The organism is Paraburkholderia silvatlantica (assembly GCF_003096715.1).
Lineage (GTDB): Bacteria > Pseudomonadota > Gammaproteobacteria > Burkholderiales > Burkholderiaceae > Paraburkholderia > Paraburkholderia silvatlantica.
The window spans coordinates 89,649-104,700 of sequence record NZ_QEOL01000019.1; the positions used below are offsets into that span (position 1 = coordinate 89,649).

Sequence of the window (15,052 nt, forward strand, 5' to 3'; positions counted from 1 at the left end):
GATCCTGACCTGTCGCCGTCATTTCCGGGAACGCGGTAGTCTTCGCCCATTCGGCCTATTCCAGTTCGGCCGCCAGATGGGGCACCGCAGTGAAGAGGTCATCGACGAGACCGAAGTCGGCGACACTAAAAATTGGCGCTTCGGGATCCTTGTTGATCGCAACGATCACCTTCGAGTCCTTCATGCCCGCCAGGTGCTGGATCGCACCCGAAATGCCGACCGCGATGTACAGCTGCGGCGCGACGATTTTGCCGGTCTGTCCAACCTGGTAGTCGTTCGGCACATAGCCCGCATCGACTGCCGCGCGGGATGCGCCGAGCGCGGCCTGCAGTCTGTCTGCCAACGGCTCCAGCACCTTCCGGTAGTTCTCGCCGCTGCCCAGACCCCGCCCTCCCGAGACGATGATCTTTGCGCTCGTCAGTTCAGGACGGTCCAGCGTCGTCACTTCCTGGCTCACGAACTGCGACACGCCTGCGTCCGCCGCTGCGTCGACTCTCTCGACAAATGCGCTGCCGCCTTCGGCTGCAACCGGATCAAAACCCGTTGCACGCACCGTGATCACCTTGACCGGGTCTTTCGACTGCACCGTTGCGATCGCGTTGCCTGCGTAGATCGAACGCTCGAACGTGTCGGCCGATTCGACCGCCGTGATCTCCGAGATTTGCGCGACATCCAGCTTCGCGGCGATGCGCGGAGCGATATTCTTCCCGTAGGCGGTCGCCGGCGCGAGGATGTGCGAATAATGCTGCGCGACGCTTAGCACCGTCGCCTCGACGTTTTCCGCGAGGCCTGCGGCCAGTTGTGGCGCGTCGGCCAGCAACACCTTGCTCACACTACTGATCTTCGCGGCCGCGTCGGCCGCCGCCTGCGCGTTGTGGCCCGCAACCAGCACGTGAATGTCGCCGCCGATCTTTTGCGCCGCTGCCAGTGTATTCAGCGTAGCGGACTTGATCGACGTGTTGTCGTGTTCGGCAATCACCAGATTCGTCATTTTTCTATCTCTCGCTTTACAGTACCCTGGCTTCGGTCTTCAGCTTCTCGACCAGCGTCTTCACGTCCGGCACAGTCACGCCCGCTGCTCGTTTTGGCGGCTCCGTCACTTTCAGCGTCTTCAGACGCGGCGTCACATCGACCTCAAGATCCTCCGGCGTCACGGTTTCCAGAGGCTTCTTCTTCGCCTTCATGATGTTAGGCAGCGTGACGTAGCGCGGCTCGTTCAGGCGCAGGTCAGTGGTGATCACCGCGGGTAATCTCAAGGAAAGCGTTTGTGCGCCGCCGTCGACTTCGCGCGCGACCGTGGCGTTGCCATCGGCGACCGTGACCCTGGAAGCAAAGGTGGCTTGCGGTAGACCGGCCAGTGCGGCCAGCATCTGGCCCGTCTGATTCGAATCGTCATCGATCGCCTGCTTGCCGACGATCACCAGTTGCGGCTGCTCCTTGATGACCAGCGCCTTCAGGATCTTCGCGACGGCCAGCGGCTCGACACAGTCGTTCGACTCGACGAGAATCGCACGGTCCGCTCCGATCGCGAGCGCCGTACGCAGCGTTTCCTGTGCCTGCGCGACACCGACCGACACGGCCACCACTTCGGTCGCGACGTCCGCTTCCTTCAGGCGCACCGCTTCTTCCACGGCGATTTCGTCGAACGGGTTCATCGACATCTTCACATTCGCGATATCGACACCCGTATTGTCCGACTTCACACGGACCTTGACGTTGTAATCGACCACTCTCTTGACTGGAACCAGAATCCTCATCGTCAATTCCTTATGAATGAATGGGCCCGCGATCGTCATGCAGCACGGAAAAATTATCAGGCATACTGAAATATTTAGAACAGGTGATACATGCCGATGCGCAATGCGATCTGATGGTTGTTGCTCGACGCGTCGCCCACCACACCACTGAAGATGGCGGCCTGCGAAGCGGCGCCCCCGGCACGCTGATAGACACCCATCGCATAGATCGACGTGCGCTTCGAGAGCGCGTATGACGTCGTCAGGCCGCCTTGATGGTAGATAGGCACGGCATTCGAGTAGCCGATATGCCCGTGCGTGTACGTGTAGGCACCGCCCACCGACCATGCGGGAGTCAGCGCGTAGCGCGCCCATACCTCGTAGTTGTCGAAGCGAACCGTCGACGTCGTGCCGTTCGCCTGATCGAAGCGCGTGTCGGTGAAGTCGGCCCCGATAATCGCCTGGCCGAACGCGTAACTCGCCCCGATCCCGGCCACCTGTTCGTTCGCCGGATTGCCGACATAGCTGAATGTGCCCGACGCGCCAATCGCGGAACCTGTCCTGTTGGGCAGAAAATTGCCGTCCGTGAACAGCAGAGCTGGGGCTTTCGCGTACAGATACGCCGCTGCGACATTGAACGAAGCGATCGAATAGCTCGCGCCGATGCTCCACATGCCGGTGGTGCCACGGTCGGGGTCGGTCGAATTCGTGAATGAGTACATGCCGCCAAACGTCAAACCGCCGAGGTTCGGGCTCGCATACTTGATCGAGTTGTCGACGCGGAACGAGTTGTCGGTATTGTCGATGTCGCCCGCATGCACGAACGGGCCACCGAACTGGCCGGGCGCTGTCAACGGCTGCAGGTAGTCGACGACCGAATCGTACTGGCGGCCGAACGTCAGCGTGCCGAGAAGCGTGCCCGACAAGCCAACGTAAGCCTGCCGGCCGAACAGGCGGCCGCCCTGCAGCGATTTTCCGTTTGTGGCGCTGAAGCCTGATTCGAGCTTGAAGATCGCCGCCAGGCCGCCGCCGAGATCCTCGTTCCCCCTCAGCCCCCAGCGGCTTCCGTATACGCCGTCATAGGAACCGTCCTGCATGTGCCAGAGCGATATGCCGCCGCTGTTGTTCGTATAGTCGATGCCCTCGTCAATCGCGCCATACAGCGTGACGGTCGACTGCGCCTGCGCAGCGGCCGAGCAAGCGGCGAAGGTCGAGGTGATGATCATTGAGCGGGACAAGCTCAACGCGCTCTTGTTCATTTGGTATCCTTATTAATTTGTATGATATGAGGACAGCTTCCGCAGCGCGCATCGTCCTCATCGCAGCTTAAAGTCAATTGTGGGATCGCCGTTTCACAAACGCACATCCGGTTGAGGCGATCGCAAGTCCTACTGGATGATCCGCGGAGCCCCCACTTCCGCCGCCGACGCCGAGAGGCCGTAAGTCTTGAGAATCCGCGCGATCTCCCCGGACTGGCGCAACGCTTCGATATTGGCGCTGAGCGCGGTGCCGAGCGCGGCATTCGTCTTCGTGAACAGCAGCGCTGTCTGACCCGGTTCGAGCGTGGCCGGCACGCGCGCATCGGGCTTCACCAGCATGATTTTCATTGCCGGATAGCCGCCTTTGGTCTGGTTGTACTGCGACACCGCATAGCTGTCGGTGCCCGCGTCGATTCGGCCGGCGGCCAGGTCCTGCGCCATTGCGACCGGGTTCGGATAGACCACCAGCGCGCTGCCGAGCAGCTTCTGCAGATCGCCGGTCCACAAATAGCCCTGCACGGTCCCAACCCGCTTGCCGACGATGCCACCGACCGTGTCGACACCCTGCTTCGAAATCACCGCCATCTGGTCGAGATACATCGGACCGCTCAGGCCGAGCACCTTCGCACGGTCGGCTGTGCGATACCAGTCGCCGAGGCCAATATCGGCGCGCCGGGACACGACGGACTGAACCACGGCGGCGGGATCGACGACCGAGACGGAGATCTTCAGGCACTCCCTCGCCGCAATCCGCTTGACGATTTCGCCGTCCACACCCTTGATATCCTGCGCGCCGGCCGGAATCGAATACGGCGGGAAATCCCACACGGCAACGGACAACGTGCCGGGCCGGATCGTCTCGAACTGGTGCGCGGGCTTGCAGGACTCGGCGTGGGCGGTGGCGCCAAGGCCTGCGAAATACAGGCCGACGAGCGCGAACGAAAGGCGACGCATGGGTGATGTCATGAGGATCTCTCCAAAAGTGCGTGGCAGGTTGAAAGTGCGAAAACCGGTGAATGACGCAACAGGACGGACAGAACGTGCGAATCAGCGCACCGCGTGCCGTCCCAGACGGCGTTCGAGCGCCGACACGGCGAATGTCGCCGGCACGCAGACCAGCGCGAACATCAGTCCAGCGAGCAACAGCACGGGCATGTACTCGAACGTCGACGAACCGATGTTTGACGCGCGGCTCACGAGTTCGGGCAGCGCGATCGTGAAGCAAAGCGACGTGGCCTGCAGCATCATGATCGAGAAGCCAAGCAACGCCGGCAGCGCGACGCGCAATCCTTGCGGCACGATGACGAAGCGCAGTGAGTCGACCGCGCTCAGCCCGATCACCGCAGCGGCCTCTTTCTGGCCGTACGGCACGGCGTCAAAGCCCGCGCGGATGATCTCGCTCGTATAGGCGCCCGTGCAACATGCCAAAGCGATCACGGCGGAAAGATACGACGAAAGTGTTAGTCCGGCGCTCGGCAATCCGAAGTAAAAGAACTGCAGCAGGATCAGCGCCGGTGCGCCTCGGCCGATTTCGACGAACACGAGCGCGGCGCCGCGAATCGCCTTCGGCTGCATCGACACGCAAAGTGCAAGCACGAGGCCGAGCGGAATGCCGATCCCGACGCTCAGTGCGGTGACTTCGAGCGACAGACAGAAGCCGCCAAGCAGGTCGGGCAGCCAGGACAGCCAGAGATCGATCATGGCGCTCATCGCGACACCTCGGAACGAAGATGAAGATCGGCCCAGCGCGACAGCCATGCGACAGGGATGCTGAGAGCGATGTACAGCAGCGCGGCTGCCGCGTAGACGCCAAGCCCGCTAAACGTCTCCTGCGACACGTGGTAGGCCTGAAACGCGAGTTCCCCCACGCCAATCGTCGAGGCGACGGCCGAATCTTTCAGCAGGCCGATCAGGTAGGTTGCCGCGGTCGGCAGCGCGACGCGCACCATCTGCGGGAGAATCACGTCGCGAAACTGCTGGAAGCGTGTGAGGTTCAGCACTTTCGCCGCCTCGTGCTGCCCCGGATGAATCGCGGTCAGCGCACCGCGGTATACCTCGGAAAGATTGGCGGCGGTCACGAGGCCGAGACCGAGCGCGGCCGCCACGAACGGGCTGAGCGGCAGCAGGTCGTTGCCGATCCCGAAGAAGACGAAAAACAGCCAGACGATGGGCGGCACCGACCGGCAACCGACGACGATCGCCGTTGCAAGCGTGCGCACGAGCGGATTCGTGGCCTTGCGCATGGCGCACAATGGCAGCCCCAGCACCGCGCCGATTGCGAAGACCGTGAGCGTCAATGCAATCGTCCAGGGCACGCCGGCGAGAATGGCGGAAAGATGGTTGCTCATTCAGCGGTCCCTCACGGCACTGAGGAATTTCGCTGCGCGTTCCGTTTGCGGGTGGCACATCACGGTTTCGCTCGGCCCGGCTTCGAGGACGCGACCGTCCGCCATGATGATCACGCGGTCGGACACGCTCTCCGCAAAATGCATCTCGTGCGTGACGACGATCATCGTCATCCCAGACCCCGCGAGCTCTTTCATCACGGCGAGCACTTCGAGGCCGAGTTCGGGATCGAGCGCCGATGTCGGTTCGTCGAACAGCATGATCTCCGGGTCGAGCGCGAGCGCCCGGGCGATCGCGATGCGCTGCTGCTGCCCGCCCGAGCAGCGCACCGGATACTGCGCAGCCTTGCTCGCAAGGCCAACGCGTTCGAGCAGCTCCATCGAACGCTTGTCCGCTTGCGCGCGGCTGCGGCCCATCGTGCGCTCCTGTGCGAGGCTGACATTGCGCAGCACGCTCAGGTGCGGGAACAGGTTGAACGACTGGAACACCATGCCAATCCTGCGCCGCAACGTCACGAGCTCGCGGCGCGCGGGCGCCTGATTTGCCTCGATCGTCACGTCGCCGATCGTTACGCGGCCCTCGGTCGGCGGTTCGAGCTGGTTGATGCAGCGAAGCAGCGTGCTCTTGCCTGAGCCGCTTGGGCCGATGATCGCGATCACTTGTCCGGCGTACATCGAGAAGCTGACGTCCTGCAGCACGCGGTGCGGGCCGAACTTCTTGCCAACGCCCTCGACGCACAGGATCGGCTGCATGCCGGGCCGGCTGGCCTGCGCGAGGCTCGCTTCCGGCTGCAAGGGAGGGGGGACGATGCTGTTCATGGAAGCTTCTCCGTCGACGGCTTTCAAGGCTTGTCGCAAGCTCGATCGACATTTACCGCGGCCGTGGCATAACGGCCTGTCGATTCAAGCATGGCGATTCGTAATCTTATTGATGAGGATAACGATATGAATGGACGAACCGTATTTAACGCATCCAATATCCCGGTCTCAAGCGATCCTTTTTCATCACATCTTGAGCGGCACGCATTACCTCGGGTACGCTCAAGCGTGCACGCTACGACTGCATCAAAGCGCTCACCACGTCCGGCGCGTGCTCATCAGCTTGTCGAGGATGCGATCGAGCACGGTGCGCTCGTTTTCGTCGAGTGCGCCCAGCATCATTGTCTGCCTGTCGAGTGCGACAGGCAGCACCCGCTCGTAAAGCCGCTGACCGCTTTCGTTCAACGCGAGCCGGATCTCACGCCGGTCGTCTGCATTCGTCTTGCGGCGAATCATCTTTCGCTCCGCGAGCCGATTAACGGCGCGGCTGATACTGTTTTTCGGCCGACCCGTCACCTCGCAGATCTTCTTCGCCGTCATTGCGCCCACTATCGAGAGGCAGGCGAGCACGTTAAATTCGTCGCGGCTGACGTCGAACGTCTCCATCATCTCCGTGAAGACCGGCTCCGTGTAATAGTTCGACCACAGCGTCAGTCTCCATGCGTCGTTCAGCGGACCGTTGGTGACGATTGCGTCAAATACGGCGTCGCCCGCCGTGGCCTCTTCGCGATCCTCGGTGTCGTTGCCTTCGAGGTCGATGTCGGTAGCTTTCATCGGGAACGGCTCCATCGATTCATTGATCGGCAGGCATGAGGCAATCGTGCGGCACCGTGCACAGGCGGCTCAGCCAGTCGGCGAACATCAGGTCCAGATGACCGCCGCCACCGTTCTTGAACAGCGTGATGTCGGCATCGTGCCCTCGCCGCGCAACGCGGCCGCTGCAAAGGTCGAACAGATCGCCCACAATATCGGTGGCCGCGATCACACCGGCTTCGAGAGGCTGACGAATGTCGCCGCAATGTTCGGTCACGAGCGCGCGATGATCGACGTAGATGCGCGAGCGCAGCAGCGCTGCATCGTTCGCTTCCCGCATCGACGGCGTGTAGCTGCCGACCAGATCGACGTGGCAGCCCGCACGCAGCCACGCTCCATCGATCACCGGCGACGTCGAAGGCGTCACGCACACGACGAGGTCGGCCTCGCGAACGCTGCGCTCGAGATCCTCGACCGCATGCGCTTCGGCACCAGGTGCGTCGTCAGCGGCCTGTTCGGCGAGTCGTGCGGCACGCTCGTGGTTGCGGTTCCAGACATCGATGCGCCGCAGCGTCGGGAATTCCGCAGCCATGACGCGCAAATGCGTGGCCGCCTGCGCGCCGGCGCCGACAATCGTCAGCGTTTGCGGCGCGCGCCGTGCGAGCAGGCGGGCACCCAGCGCGGAATCGGCTGCCGTTTTGTAGCGGGTGAAGGAGTTGCCGACGATGATCGCGCGGAAGCGGCCGTGTTCCGCATCGCAGAGGAGAAACGCCGAATGCACGGTGTCGACCGCACCGCTCGAGCGCAGGCCGTTGTCGGGCGAGATCGATACGACTTTCGCGCCCGTGGCGCCGTCTTGCGCCCCACCGAGCCACACCAGCATCTCGCCGTCGTCGCGCGCATCGCGCGGGACCATCGCATGCAATCGCGCGAGTGGCGACCACGCGCGCCGATGCGCGGCGTCCAACGCATCGACCATCTGCGTGGGCGGCACGCAGCCCAGCACCGCATCGGCGTCGATCAATTGGGGCAAGGGGCTCGATATCATCCTGAGCAATCTGGTCTTAACGTGGCGAACTCATGCATTGCGGTCCGCGATCAGCGGCGTGGACGAGAGCGCAATCGCACCGGTCTTCGTGATCAGCACCTGCTCCTCGAGCTTGACGCCTTCGGCACCGCCCTGCACGCCGATGTAGCTCTCGACCGACACCACCATGTTCTCCTCGAATGTGCCATCGTACCCCCACGCGTCGAAATCGACCGCGTACACCACACTCGGATATTCGTCGACCAGCCCCACGCCGTGCAGCATCATCATGTAGCGGTTGTGCACGTAACGCTCCGGTACCGGCCAGCAGCGCTCGGCGAATTCCCTGAACGTGAGGCCCGCGCGCAGCAGTCCGACGTTGTGCTGGATCTGGTCTTCCGCATAGCCGAGCAGGTTGCGCTGATTCGCGGATACGCCGCGCCCGGGACACACGAAGCTGCGCGAAATGTCCGAGAGGTAGCCGCCCGGCCCGACCATGTCGGTGTCGAAGCACACCATGTCGCCCGCTTCGATCACGCGGTTCGTCGCGTCCTGGAACCACGGGTTCGTGCGCGGACCCGACGACAGCAGCCGGCTTTCCGCCCACTCGCCGCCGTGAGCAATGTTCGTCTCGTGAAAGACACTCCACAATTGATTTTCGGTGACGCCAGGGCGCAACGCCTCGCGCATACGCGCGACGCCGAGGTCGCACACGCCCATCGAGACACGATGCTGCGCGACCTCCTCGGGGCCCTTGATGAGGCGGGCCTGCTCAGTCAGCGGTTGCGCGTCGAACAGCGTAATGCCGAGCCGAGTGAGCCGGTCGGCGCCCCACGGGTCGCAGCGGTCCACGGCAAGCCGCATGTTGCCGCCGCCATGCGTGCGCAGCAGATGCGCAATTTCCTGTGCCCACACCTCGGCTTTCTCTTCAACACGCGGCCCGGCAAGAAAATATATCCATGGCGTAGCCGGGCGGATCTCGCCGATCGATTCGATACCCTCGCTGTTGTGCTTGCTGCTCGTGAATTCGAACAGGACGAGCGGGCCCTCGGTGGCGATGAACACGTAACGGCTCGGCGAATGCATGACCCACAGGCCGAGATTGTTCGTATCGGTTGCATAGCGGATGTTCAGCGGATCGGCGAGCAACATGCCCGCGTAGTCGTGCTTGCGCAACTGCTCGCGTAGTCGCTCGACGCGATACGCACGCAGCGCGCGGCGGTCGATAGCGCCAAACGCGTCGAGCAGCGCGCGATCGACCGGCGCGACGCGTTTGTCCTGCACCAGTGCGTCTTGCCGATACGCACGTTCGTTCGCGTGCTCGCCTTGCAGTGAGGACGCGACGCTGGGGGCTTGTAGTGCGGTGTCAACGATCACGGCGACTTCCTTCAGGCTGGAGTGTGAGCACTCACAGGGGAGCGCAGACTCGACGCATTGCGGCGCATCACGCCGCATTGCCTGTTGCAACGCAGATTAGTCCCGCGTGGAACCATCTGTCAATGCGCCAATAATGATGTTTACCCCTGTATGGCGACGCGCCTTTCCAGGACCGCTAAAGCCCTGGAAACGCGTGCATTACAGATCCTTGACGAGCCGCAGTGCGTCGTAGATCGCCGCGTGCGTGTTGCGTGCGGACACGGCGTCGCCGATGCGGAACAACTGAAAGCGGCCCGCCGGATTGCGGTTCTCGATCTGTGGCTTGCCGTCGATCAGATCGTCGTAATTGACGGCGCCGAGGTTCGTCGACTGAGCCTTCAGCGCGAAATACAGTTCGTCCATCGGGATCGTGCCGTGATTGACGACAATCTGGTCGTAGCGCTGCTCTTTGCGGATGCCGCCGTAGTCGCTGCCGACGATCGCGACAAGCTCATTGCCTTCGCGGCGCACGGCCTCGAGCCGGTACGTAACCGTGAACTTCGCGTTGAGCTTCTGCAGCGAGCGCATGTACGGCACGAGATTCATGCTCATGACTTCAGGCGAGAACGAGCGGTCGGGCGTCATGATCTCGACCGCGCCACCCGCATGCGCGATCGTTTCCGCCGCCTGGAGCGCCGGGTGATCACCCGCGTCGTCGTAGATCAGCACATTGCTGCCTGGCTTCACGTCGCCAGAGAGGATGTCCCATGCGGACACCACATGTTCGACGCCCTGGGTCAGCACCTCGATGTCCGGCATGCCGCCCGTCGCGACGATCACGACGTCCGGCCGCTCGTCGAGCACGGTCGACGCGTCCGCCCACGTGTTGAAGGCGAAGCGCACACCGAGGCGCTCGCACTGCGCCATGCGCCAGTCGATGATGCCGAGCATTTCCTTGCGCCGTGGCGTCTGGGCCGTCAGCCGGACCTGGCCACCGGGATGGCCGGTCGCCTCGAACACGACGACGTCGTGCCCGCGCTCCCCGGCAACGCGTGCCGCCTCGAGGCCGGCCGGTCCGGCGCCGACGATCACGATTTTGCGCTTCGTGTGGGCGGGCGTGATCGTATGCGGCATCGTCGTTTCACGCCCGGTAGCCGCGTTGTGGATGCAGAACGCAGCGCCCCCCTGGTAGATCCGGTCGAGACAATAGTTCGCGCCAACGCAGGGGCGAATGTCGTCCTCGCGGCGCTCGATGATCTTGCGCACGATATGGGGATCGGTCATGTGCGCGCGCGTCATGCCGATCATGTCGACCTTGCCGGAGTTAATCGCGTGACGCGCGGTGGCCACGTCCTGGATGCGTGCCGCGTGGAAGGTCGGGAAATCCGTAGCATTCCGAAGCTCGCCGGCGAAATCGAGGTGAGGTGCGCTGTTCATGCCCATGATCGGGATGATGTCAGTGAGACCAGCGTCAGTTTCAAGGTGCCCGCGGATCACGTTCAGGAAGTCGATCAGGCCGCTCGACTTCAACGCCATCGACAACTGCATCCCCTCTTCCCTGGTCAGTCCGCCGGTAATCATTTCATCGGCCGTATAGCGGATCCCCACGATGAACGCATCGCCCACGCGCTTGCGAATTGCGCTCAGCACGTCAAACGTGAAGCGCATGCGATTTTCGAGCGAGCCGCCGTACGGTGCGTCGAGGGTATTCGTGAGCGGTGACCAGAACTGGTCCATCAAGTGTCCATACGCTTCCAGCTCGATGCCGTCGAGTCCGGCTGCCTTCATCCGCTCCGCCGCGTCCGCGTAGTCGCGCACGATCCGCTCCCTGTCCCACTCCTCGAGCTTCTTGGGAAACGCGCGGTGCGCGGGCTCGCGCGCATGTGATGGCGACACCGCCGGCAGCCAGTCGCCCTTGTCCCAGCGCGTGCGGCGGCCGAGATGCGTCAGCTGAATCATCACCTTGGCGCCGTGTTCATGGCACTCATCGACGAGATCTTTCATCCAGGGCACAACCTCGTCGCGGTACGCGAGGATGTTGTTGAACACCGGCGGGCTGTCCTTCGAGATCGCTGCGGAGCCGGCCGTCATCGTCAGCGCGATGCCCGCTTTCGCGCGCTCGACGTGGTACGCGCGGTAGCGCGCCTTCGGCATCCCGTCCTCGGCATACGCCGGCTCGTGCGACGTCGTCATGATGCGATTGCGAAACGTCAGATGTTTGAGGGTGTAGGGCTGCAGCAGCGGGTCATTCGACATGGGATTCCTCTGGATGGGGACGGGATCGTGGTTCGTGACTGCCTGACGTGGATGCCTGTTGCGACCTAGGTTAGAATCACTGTACATATGTGTCAAGTAAACATAACACATGTGTACACATTGCTTGGGAAAGCCCTTATGATGGGCGGATCAGGGCAGAGCCCGTGCCCGGCCTGGGCCGTGGCATGGTGCGGCACAATGCAGGTTGTGAAGTGCACAACCGATCGATGATTTGACCGGGAGGACGTTTGCCAGATGGAAGAGCCAATTGCAGCCGACAACATCCGCGGGACGGCGGATACGTGGCTCGACGCCGCGACGGAAAGCCTGCTTGAGAGCGGCATCGAATCCGTACGGATCCTGCCGCTGGCGAAGAAGCTGAATATGTCTCGGACGAGCTTCTACTGGTTCTTCAAGGACCGGGAGGAATTGCTCGCAACGCTGCTTGAACGCTGGAAGGCGACGAACACCATCAACTGGATCGCGCGCACGCAGGCCTACGCGGAGACGATTTCAGAGGCCGTGCTCAATGTGTTCGACTGCTGGTTCGACGACACGATCTTCGACAACCGATACGAAGCGGCCATCCGCAGCTGGGGGCAGCAGGCGCCAGAGATCGCGGCCGAGCTGGCTGACGCGGACGCGAAGCGGATTGCAGCGCTGACGGAAATGTTCGAGCGCTTCGGCTACGCGCTGCTCGCGGCTCAGGTACGCGCTCGCACGATGTATCTGACGCAACTCGGCTATGTGTCGATGAAGACGACAGAGCCGATGGCGGAGCGGATGATGCGAATTGCTACGTATGCCGAAGTATTTACCGGTGTACAACCCTCAGAGCGCGAGATGCAGCGCTTCTTCGCGCGCCGTGCGCTGGCTGTATAGCGGAAACAGAAAAAGCCGTCAGACTACATGTACACATTCAGGTGCTCGGCAGAAAAATGAACGAACGGTGCGGGGCGCTCCGACACCAGCGCGTTACGCCCGACGCCAAAGAGAAAGCCGCCTTGGTCACCGCAAGACGCGTCGTCGATCACGAATGCGCCGCTTTTTGGCAAGAGCCGGATCATTTTCGAGTGCGTGGAGGCTTCTACTACATTCACCTCGTTACTGGGGCGCAACGCGATCTGCTTGTCGTTCCCCAAAACGATCGTGTTTCGACTGGTGTCAGACGCCAGCCGCCGATATCCACCGCTGCGGGAATGGGCGGCAGGCCTAGCTCGACCAGGACTGGCATGGACGCCACGAGTATCGCGATCCCTTACTTCAACCAAAGCCTCCGCTTTCGATCTCGTGCTTGCGAATCAGCGGCTCTCAGAGGTTAAGTTCCGATCGTCACGACGGCCGCGGTTTGACGCTTACTTTTCGTTAGCGATTCCTCGCAGATCGACGTCCGACATGATACCGTCGCCATGCGCCTTCTCTTCGGGCCCGCTCGAATGCTGGCGCACAGACCAGCTCACGCCCGCCACCAGCAGGACGATCGCCGCGATTTCGAGCCCGTGCGGCAGCCGATGGTCGTAGATAAAGCCATAGAGCAGGGCGAACAGCGTTTCGAACACGATCATCTGACCCGAGAGCGTGAGCGGCAGGCGTTTGGAGGCGGCGTTCCAGAGGCCGTTACCAAGCCACGAAGCGCCAATCGCGAGGATGAGATTCAGCTGCCATAACGCGGTCCAGCGGCCGGCGGCCACGGGTTCCTGCACCCAGTGCGACGGCATGACGAGAATACCGACCCAGAGCAGCCCGCCGAGCGCGCCCGTAACCACGCCCCAGAGCACCGACCACTCGTTGCCGCTGAAGTGCGCGTTGCGCTGCAGATAACGGGCGTTCTCGACCGCGAACCATGTCCAGCATACAAGCGCGCCGGCGGCGCAGCCAATACCCGCGATGCGCGTGAGCATGCTCGCGCGGCCTGCTGCGTCTCCAGCGGCGGAGAACACGTCCACGTTGATGCAGACGATGCCGACGGCGATCATCGCGAGCGGCCAGACGAGGCGTGAAAGCGGCACGGCACCATGGTCGCGTCGCCCGAACAGCGTGACCGTGACGGGCAGCACACCTATGATCAGCGACGCCGGAGCAATCCCCACCAGGTGAATCGCGCTCGCAAGAAAGAGGTAATAAAGCACGTTGCCCACGAGCGCGAACTTCACCAGCGCGATGAGATCGGCGCGCGTCATGCGTGGCCAGACACGGCGCTGCATGGGTAGGAGCGCGGCGAGCGAAACGAGTCCATACATCACATACCGGCCCGCGCCCAAGATCAGTGGTGAAAACTCGGCCAGTTGCCGGGGTACGACGAACACCGTTGCCCATAGCGCGCCGGCAAGCACGCCGTACAACACACCACGCTGCATTTGTATTGCCTCCGCAAACTTCGGATGACCCAATCGGCTAGTTTTGACAGGACGACCCGAAGCGCGTACAGGCTCATGCCGTCGCCGCTCCACCATAAAAACCTGATGAGGCCACCGCGACGGCCGCGAAACGAAAGGTGTGGCCAGAGAACGGGATCACGTCCGAGTGTCGACTGCACCAGCGCGGCAAGTCCGTCCATGCCAAGACGCATAGTTACCTGATAGAGCGTAGATAGCCATGACGCATCGTCGTAACTGATCTCCATGGTGCCACGCATATCGGCCATCGCAATCTCAGTCACGTGATCTTCAGTTGGGGGATCACAACGACCATGAGCCCCCCATGCCCACGAGGATTCGCGCACCAAACGCGGGCGGCGTAGCACCACCAGTCGGGGCCGTCGTCGGAGACGCGGTCGGCGCTGGCGAAAGCGCGACGCTACTCACATTCGCCTCCACGCCCGATCCACGCATACGCAGCGAGTGCAGGCCACAACAGCGCCAACCGACATCGGAAAAGACTTCACCGTTTTACCTTCCCACAGACAACATCGAATGCGGTCAGTCTAGGTACGGTGAATCAATCCGAAAACTGAAATCTTTGCACTCCTGCCGTGCGTGCGACGCAATTATCTCGAAAACAACATTGCTCCGGGTATGTCATCGACATCGCCCCTGCAGAGTTCGCGCACGATACGTCTGAGCCATTGATGCGCGCTGTCGCTTTGAAAACGAGGATGCCATGCTTGGACAACCACCACGGTTTCCAGCGGAAGCGGAAGTTCAAAATGACGCGATCGCACTCCCGTCTTCCGCACTGCCCATGCAACGTGCTCCGGCACTGTCAGGATGAGGTCCGAACTCCCGAGCATGAAAACGCCTGAGTGAAATGTGGAGGCCACAAGCGACACACGCCTGGAAAGTCCGAGACGTTGCAGGGCGGTATCAATCGGGCCGCTCGCAAGTCCACGGCGGGAGACACTGATCTGGTCGTATCTCGCGAAACGTTCTGGAGTGGTTTCGTGTTCGAAGATGGGGCTCATCGCGTGCCATCTGCGGCATGGTGACGACCGCGCCGTCAAAATTCTCCAGAACTCTTAGAGCTCGAACAAAGGCTAGGCAGGCTTTCCGATTTCACATGCCA

16 protein-coding genes are annotated in these 15,052 nt (G+C 62.3%); 1 reads left to right on the top strand and 15 read right to left on the bottom strand.

Annotation, left to right across the window (positions count from 1 at the left end; genetic code table 11):
• Nucleotides 1-55 precede the first annotated feature (55 nt).
• From C7411_RS23670 to C7411_RS23720, 11 genes are all read right to left on the bottom strand, one after another.
• Nucleotides 56-991, bottom strand: coding sequence for an electron transfer flavoprotein subunit alpha/FixB family protein (locus tag C7411_RS23670; RefSeq protein ID WP_110386476.1), 936 nt, complete (start codon nt 989-991; stop codon nt 56-58).
• Between the two features lie 16 nt (nt 992-1,007).
• Nucleotides 1,008-1,757 carry an electron transfer flavoprotein subunit beta/FixA family protein gene (locus tag C7411_RS23675; protein ID WP_110386477.1) on the bottom strand — a complete coding sequence of 250 codons (750 nt, stop codon included), beginning with the start codon at nt 1,755-1,757 and terminating at the stop codon, nt 1,008-1,010.
• A gap of 74 nt (nt 1,758-1,831) precedes the next feature.
• Nucleotides 1,832-2,962 carry a porin gene (locus C7411_RS23680; RefSeq protein ID WP_243413314.1) on the bottom strand — a complete coding sequence of 377 codons (1,131 nt, stop codon included), beginning with the start codon at nt 2,960-2,962 and terminating at the stop codon, nt 1,832-1,834.
• A 162-nt stretch (nt 2,963-3,124) separates the two neighbouring features.
• Entirely contained in the window at nt 3,125-3,961 is an 837-nt protein-coding gene (locus tag C7411_RS23685) for a substrate-binding periplasmic protein (protein ID WP_110386479.1), read from the bottom strand.
• Between the two features lie 81 nt (nt 3,962-4,042).
• Nucleotides 4,043-4,705 (bottom strand): amino acid ABC transporter permease, encoded by a 663-nt coding sequence (locus tag C7411_RS23690; protein WP_110386480.1) that lies wholly within the window; start codon nt 4,703-4,705, stop codon nt 4,043-4,045.
• Nucleotides 4,702-5,343: an amino acid ABC transporter permease gene (locus C7411_RS23695; RefSeq protein WP_110386481.1), complete on the bottom strand. Its 642-nt coding sequence runs from the start codon at nt 5,341-5,343 to the stop codon at nt 4,702-4,704. Before C7411_RS23695 ends, C7411_RS23690 begins: the two co-directional genes overlap by 4 nt.
• A complete protein-coding gene (locus C7411_RS23700; RefSeq protein WP_110386482.1) occupies nt 5,344-6,159 on the bottom strand; it encodes an amino acid ABC transporter ATP-binding protein in 816 nt (271 codons plus the stop codon).
• 255 nt (nt 6,160-6,414) lie between these two features.
• The gene (locus C7411_RS23705) at nt 6,415-6,933 is read right to left on the bottom strand and encodes a MarR family winged helix-turn-helix transcriptional regulator (protein WP_165822878.1); all 519 of its coding nucleotides are present in this window, start codon (nt 6,931-6,933) and stop codon (nt 6,415-6,417) included.
• Nucleotides 6,934-6,952: 19 nt separating this feature from the next.
• On the bottom strand, nt 6,953-7,945 hold the full coding sequence (locus tag C7411_RS23710) for an ornithine cyclodeaminase family protein (protein WP_165822879.1): 993 nt from the start codon (nt 7,943-7,945) through the stop codon (nt 6,953-6,955).
• A 45-nt stretch (nt 7,946-7,990) separates the two neighbouring features.
• On the bottom strand, nt 7,991-9,316 hold the full coding sequence (locus C7411_RS23715; protein WP_110386485.1) for a M24 family metallopeptidase: 1,326 nt from the start codon (nt 9,314-9,316) through the stop codon (nt 7,991-7,993).
• A gap of 198 nt (nt 9,317-9,514) precedes the next feature.
• On the bottom strand, nt 9,515-11,551 hold the full coding sequence (locus C7411_RS23720) for an NADH:flavin oxidoreductase (RefSeq protein ID WP_110386486.1): 2,037 nt from the start codon (nt 11,549-11,551) through the stop codon (nt 9,515-9,517).
• Nucleotides 11,552-11,806: 255 nt separating this feature from the next.
• On the opposite strand from C7411_RS23720, the gene C7411_RS23725 reads away from it, so the two are divergent.
• Nucleotides 11,807-12,433, top strand: coding sequence for a TetR/AcrR family transcriptional regulator (locus C7411_RS23725; protein ID WP_110386487.1), 627 nt, complete (start codon nt 11,807-11,809; stop codon nt 12,431-12,433).
• Nucleotides 12,434-12,456: 23 nt separating this feature from the next.
• Here the strand turns inward: C7411_RS23725 and C7411_RS37115 are convergent, their stop codons facing one another.
• The 4 genes from C7411_RS37115 to C7411_RS23740 all read right to left on the bottom strand — a co-directional run bounded on the left by C7411_RS37115 (nt 12,457) and on the right by C7411_RS23740 (nt 14,951).
• Nucleotides 12,457-12,693 (bottom strand): hypothetical protein, encoded by a 237-nt coding sequence (locus C7411_RS37115; RefSeq protein WP_133253698.1) that lies wholly within the window; start codon nt 12,691-12,693, stop codon nt 12,457-12,459.
• Nucleotides 12,694-12,906: 213 nt separating this feature from the next.
• A complete protein-coding gene (locus C7411_RS23730; RefSeq protein WP_110386488.1) occupies nt 12,907-13,908 on the bottom strand; it encodes a DMT family transporter in 1,002 nt (333 codons plus the stop codon).
• Nucleotides 13,815-14,195: an IS66 family insertion sequence element accessory protein TnpB gene (gene tnpB / locus C7411_RS39005; RefSeq protein WP_373682637.1), complete on the bottom strand. Its 381-nt coding sequence runs from the start codon at nt 14,193-14,195 to the stop codon at nt 13,815-13,817. Before tnpB ends, C7411_RS23730 begins: the two co-directional genes overlap by 94 nt.
• Nucleotides 14,196-14,537: 342 nt before the next feature.
• Entirely contained in the window at nt 14,538-14,951 is a 414-nt protein-coding gene (locus tag C7411_RS23740; RefSeq protein WP_110386490.1) for a LysR substrate-binding domain-containing protein, read from the bottom strand.
• Nucleotides 14,952-15,052 lie beyond the last annotated feature (101 nt).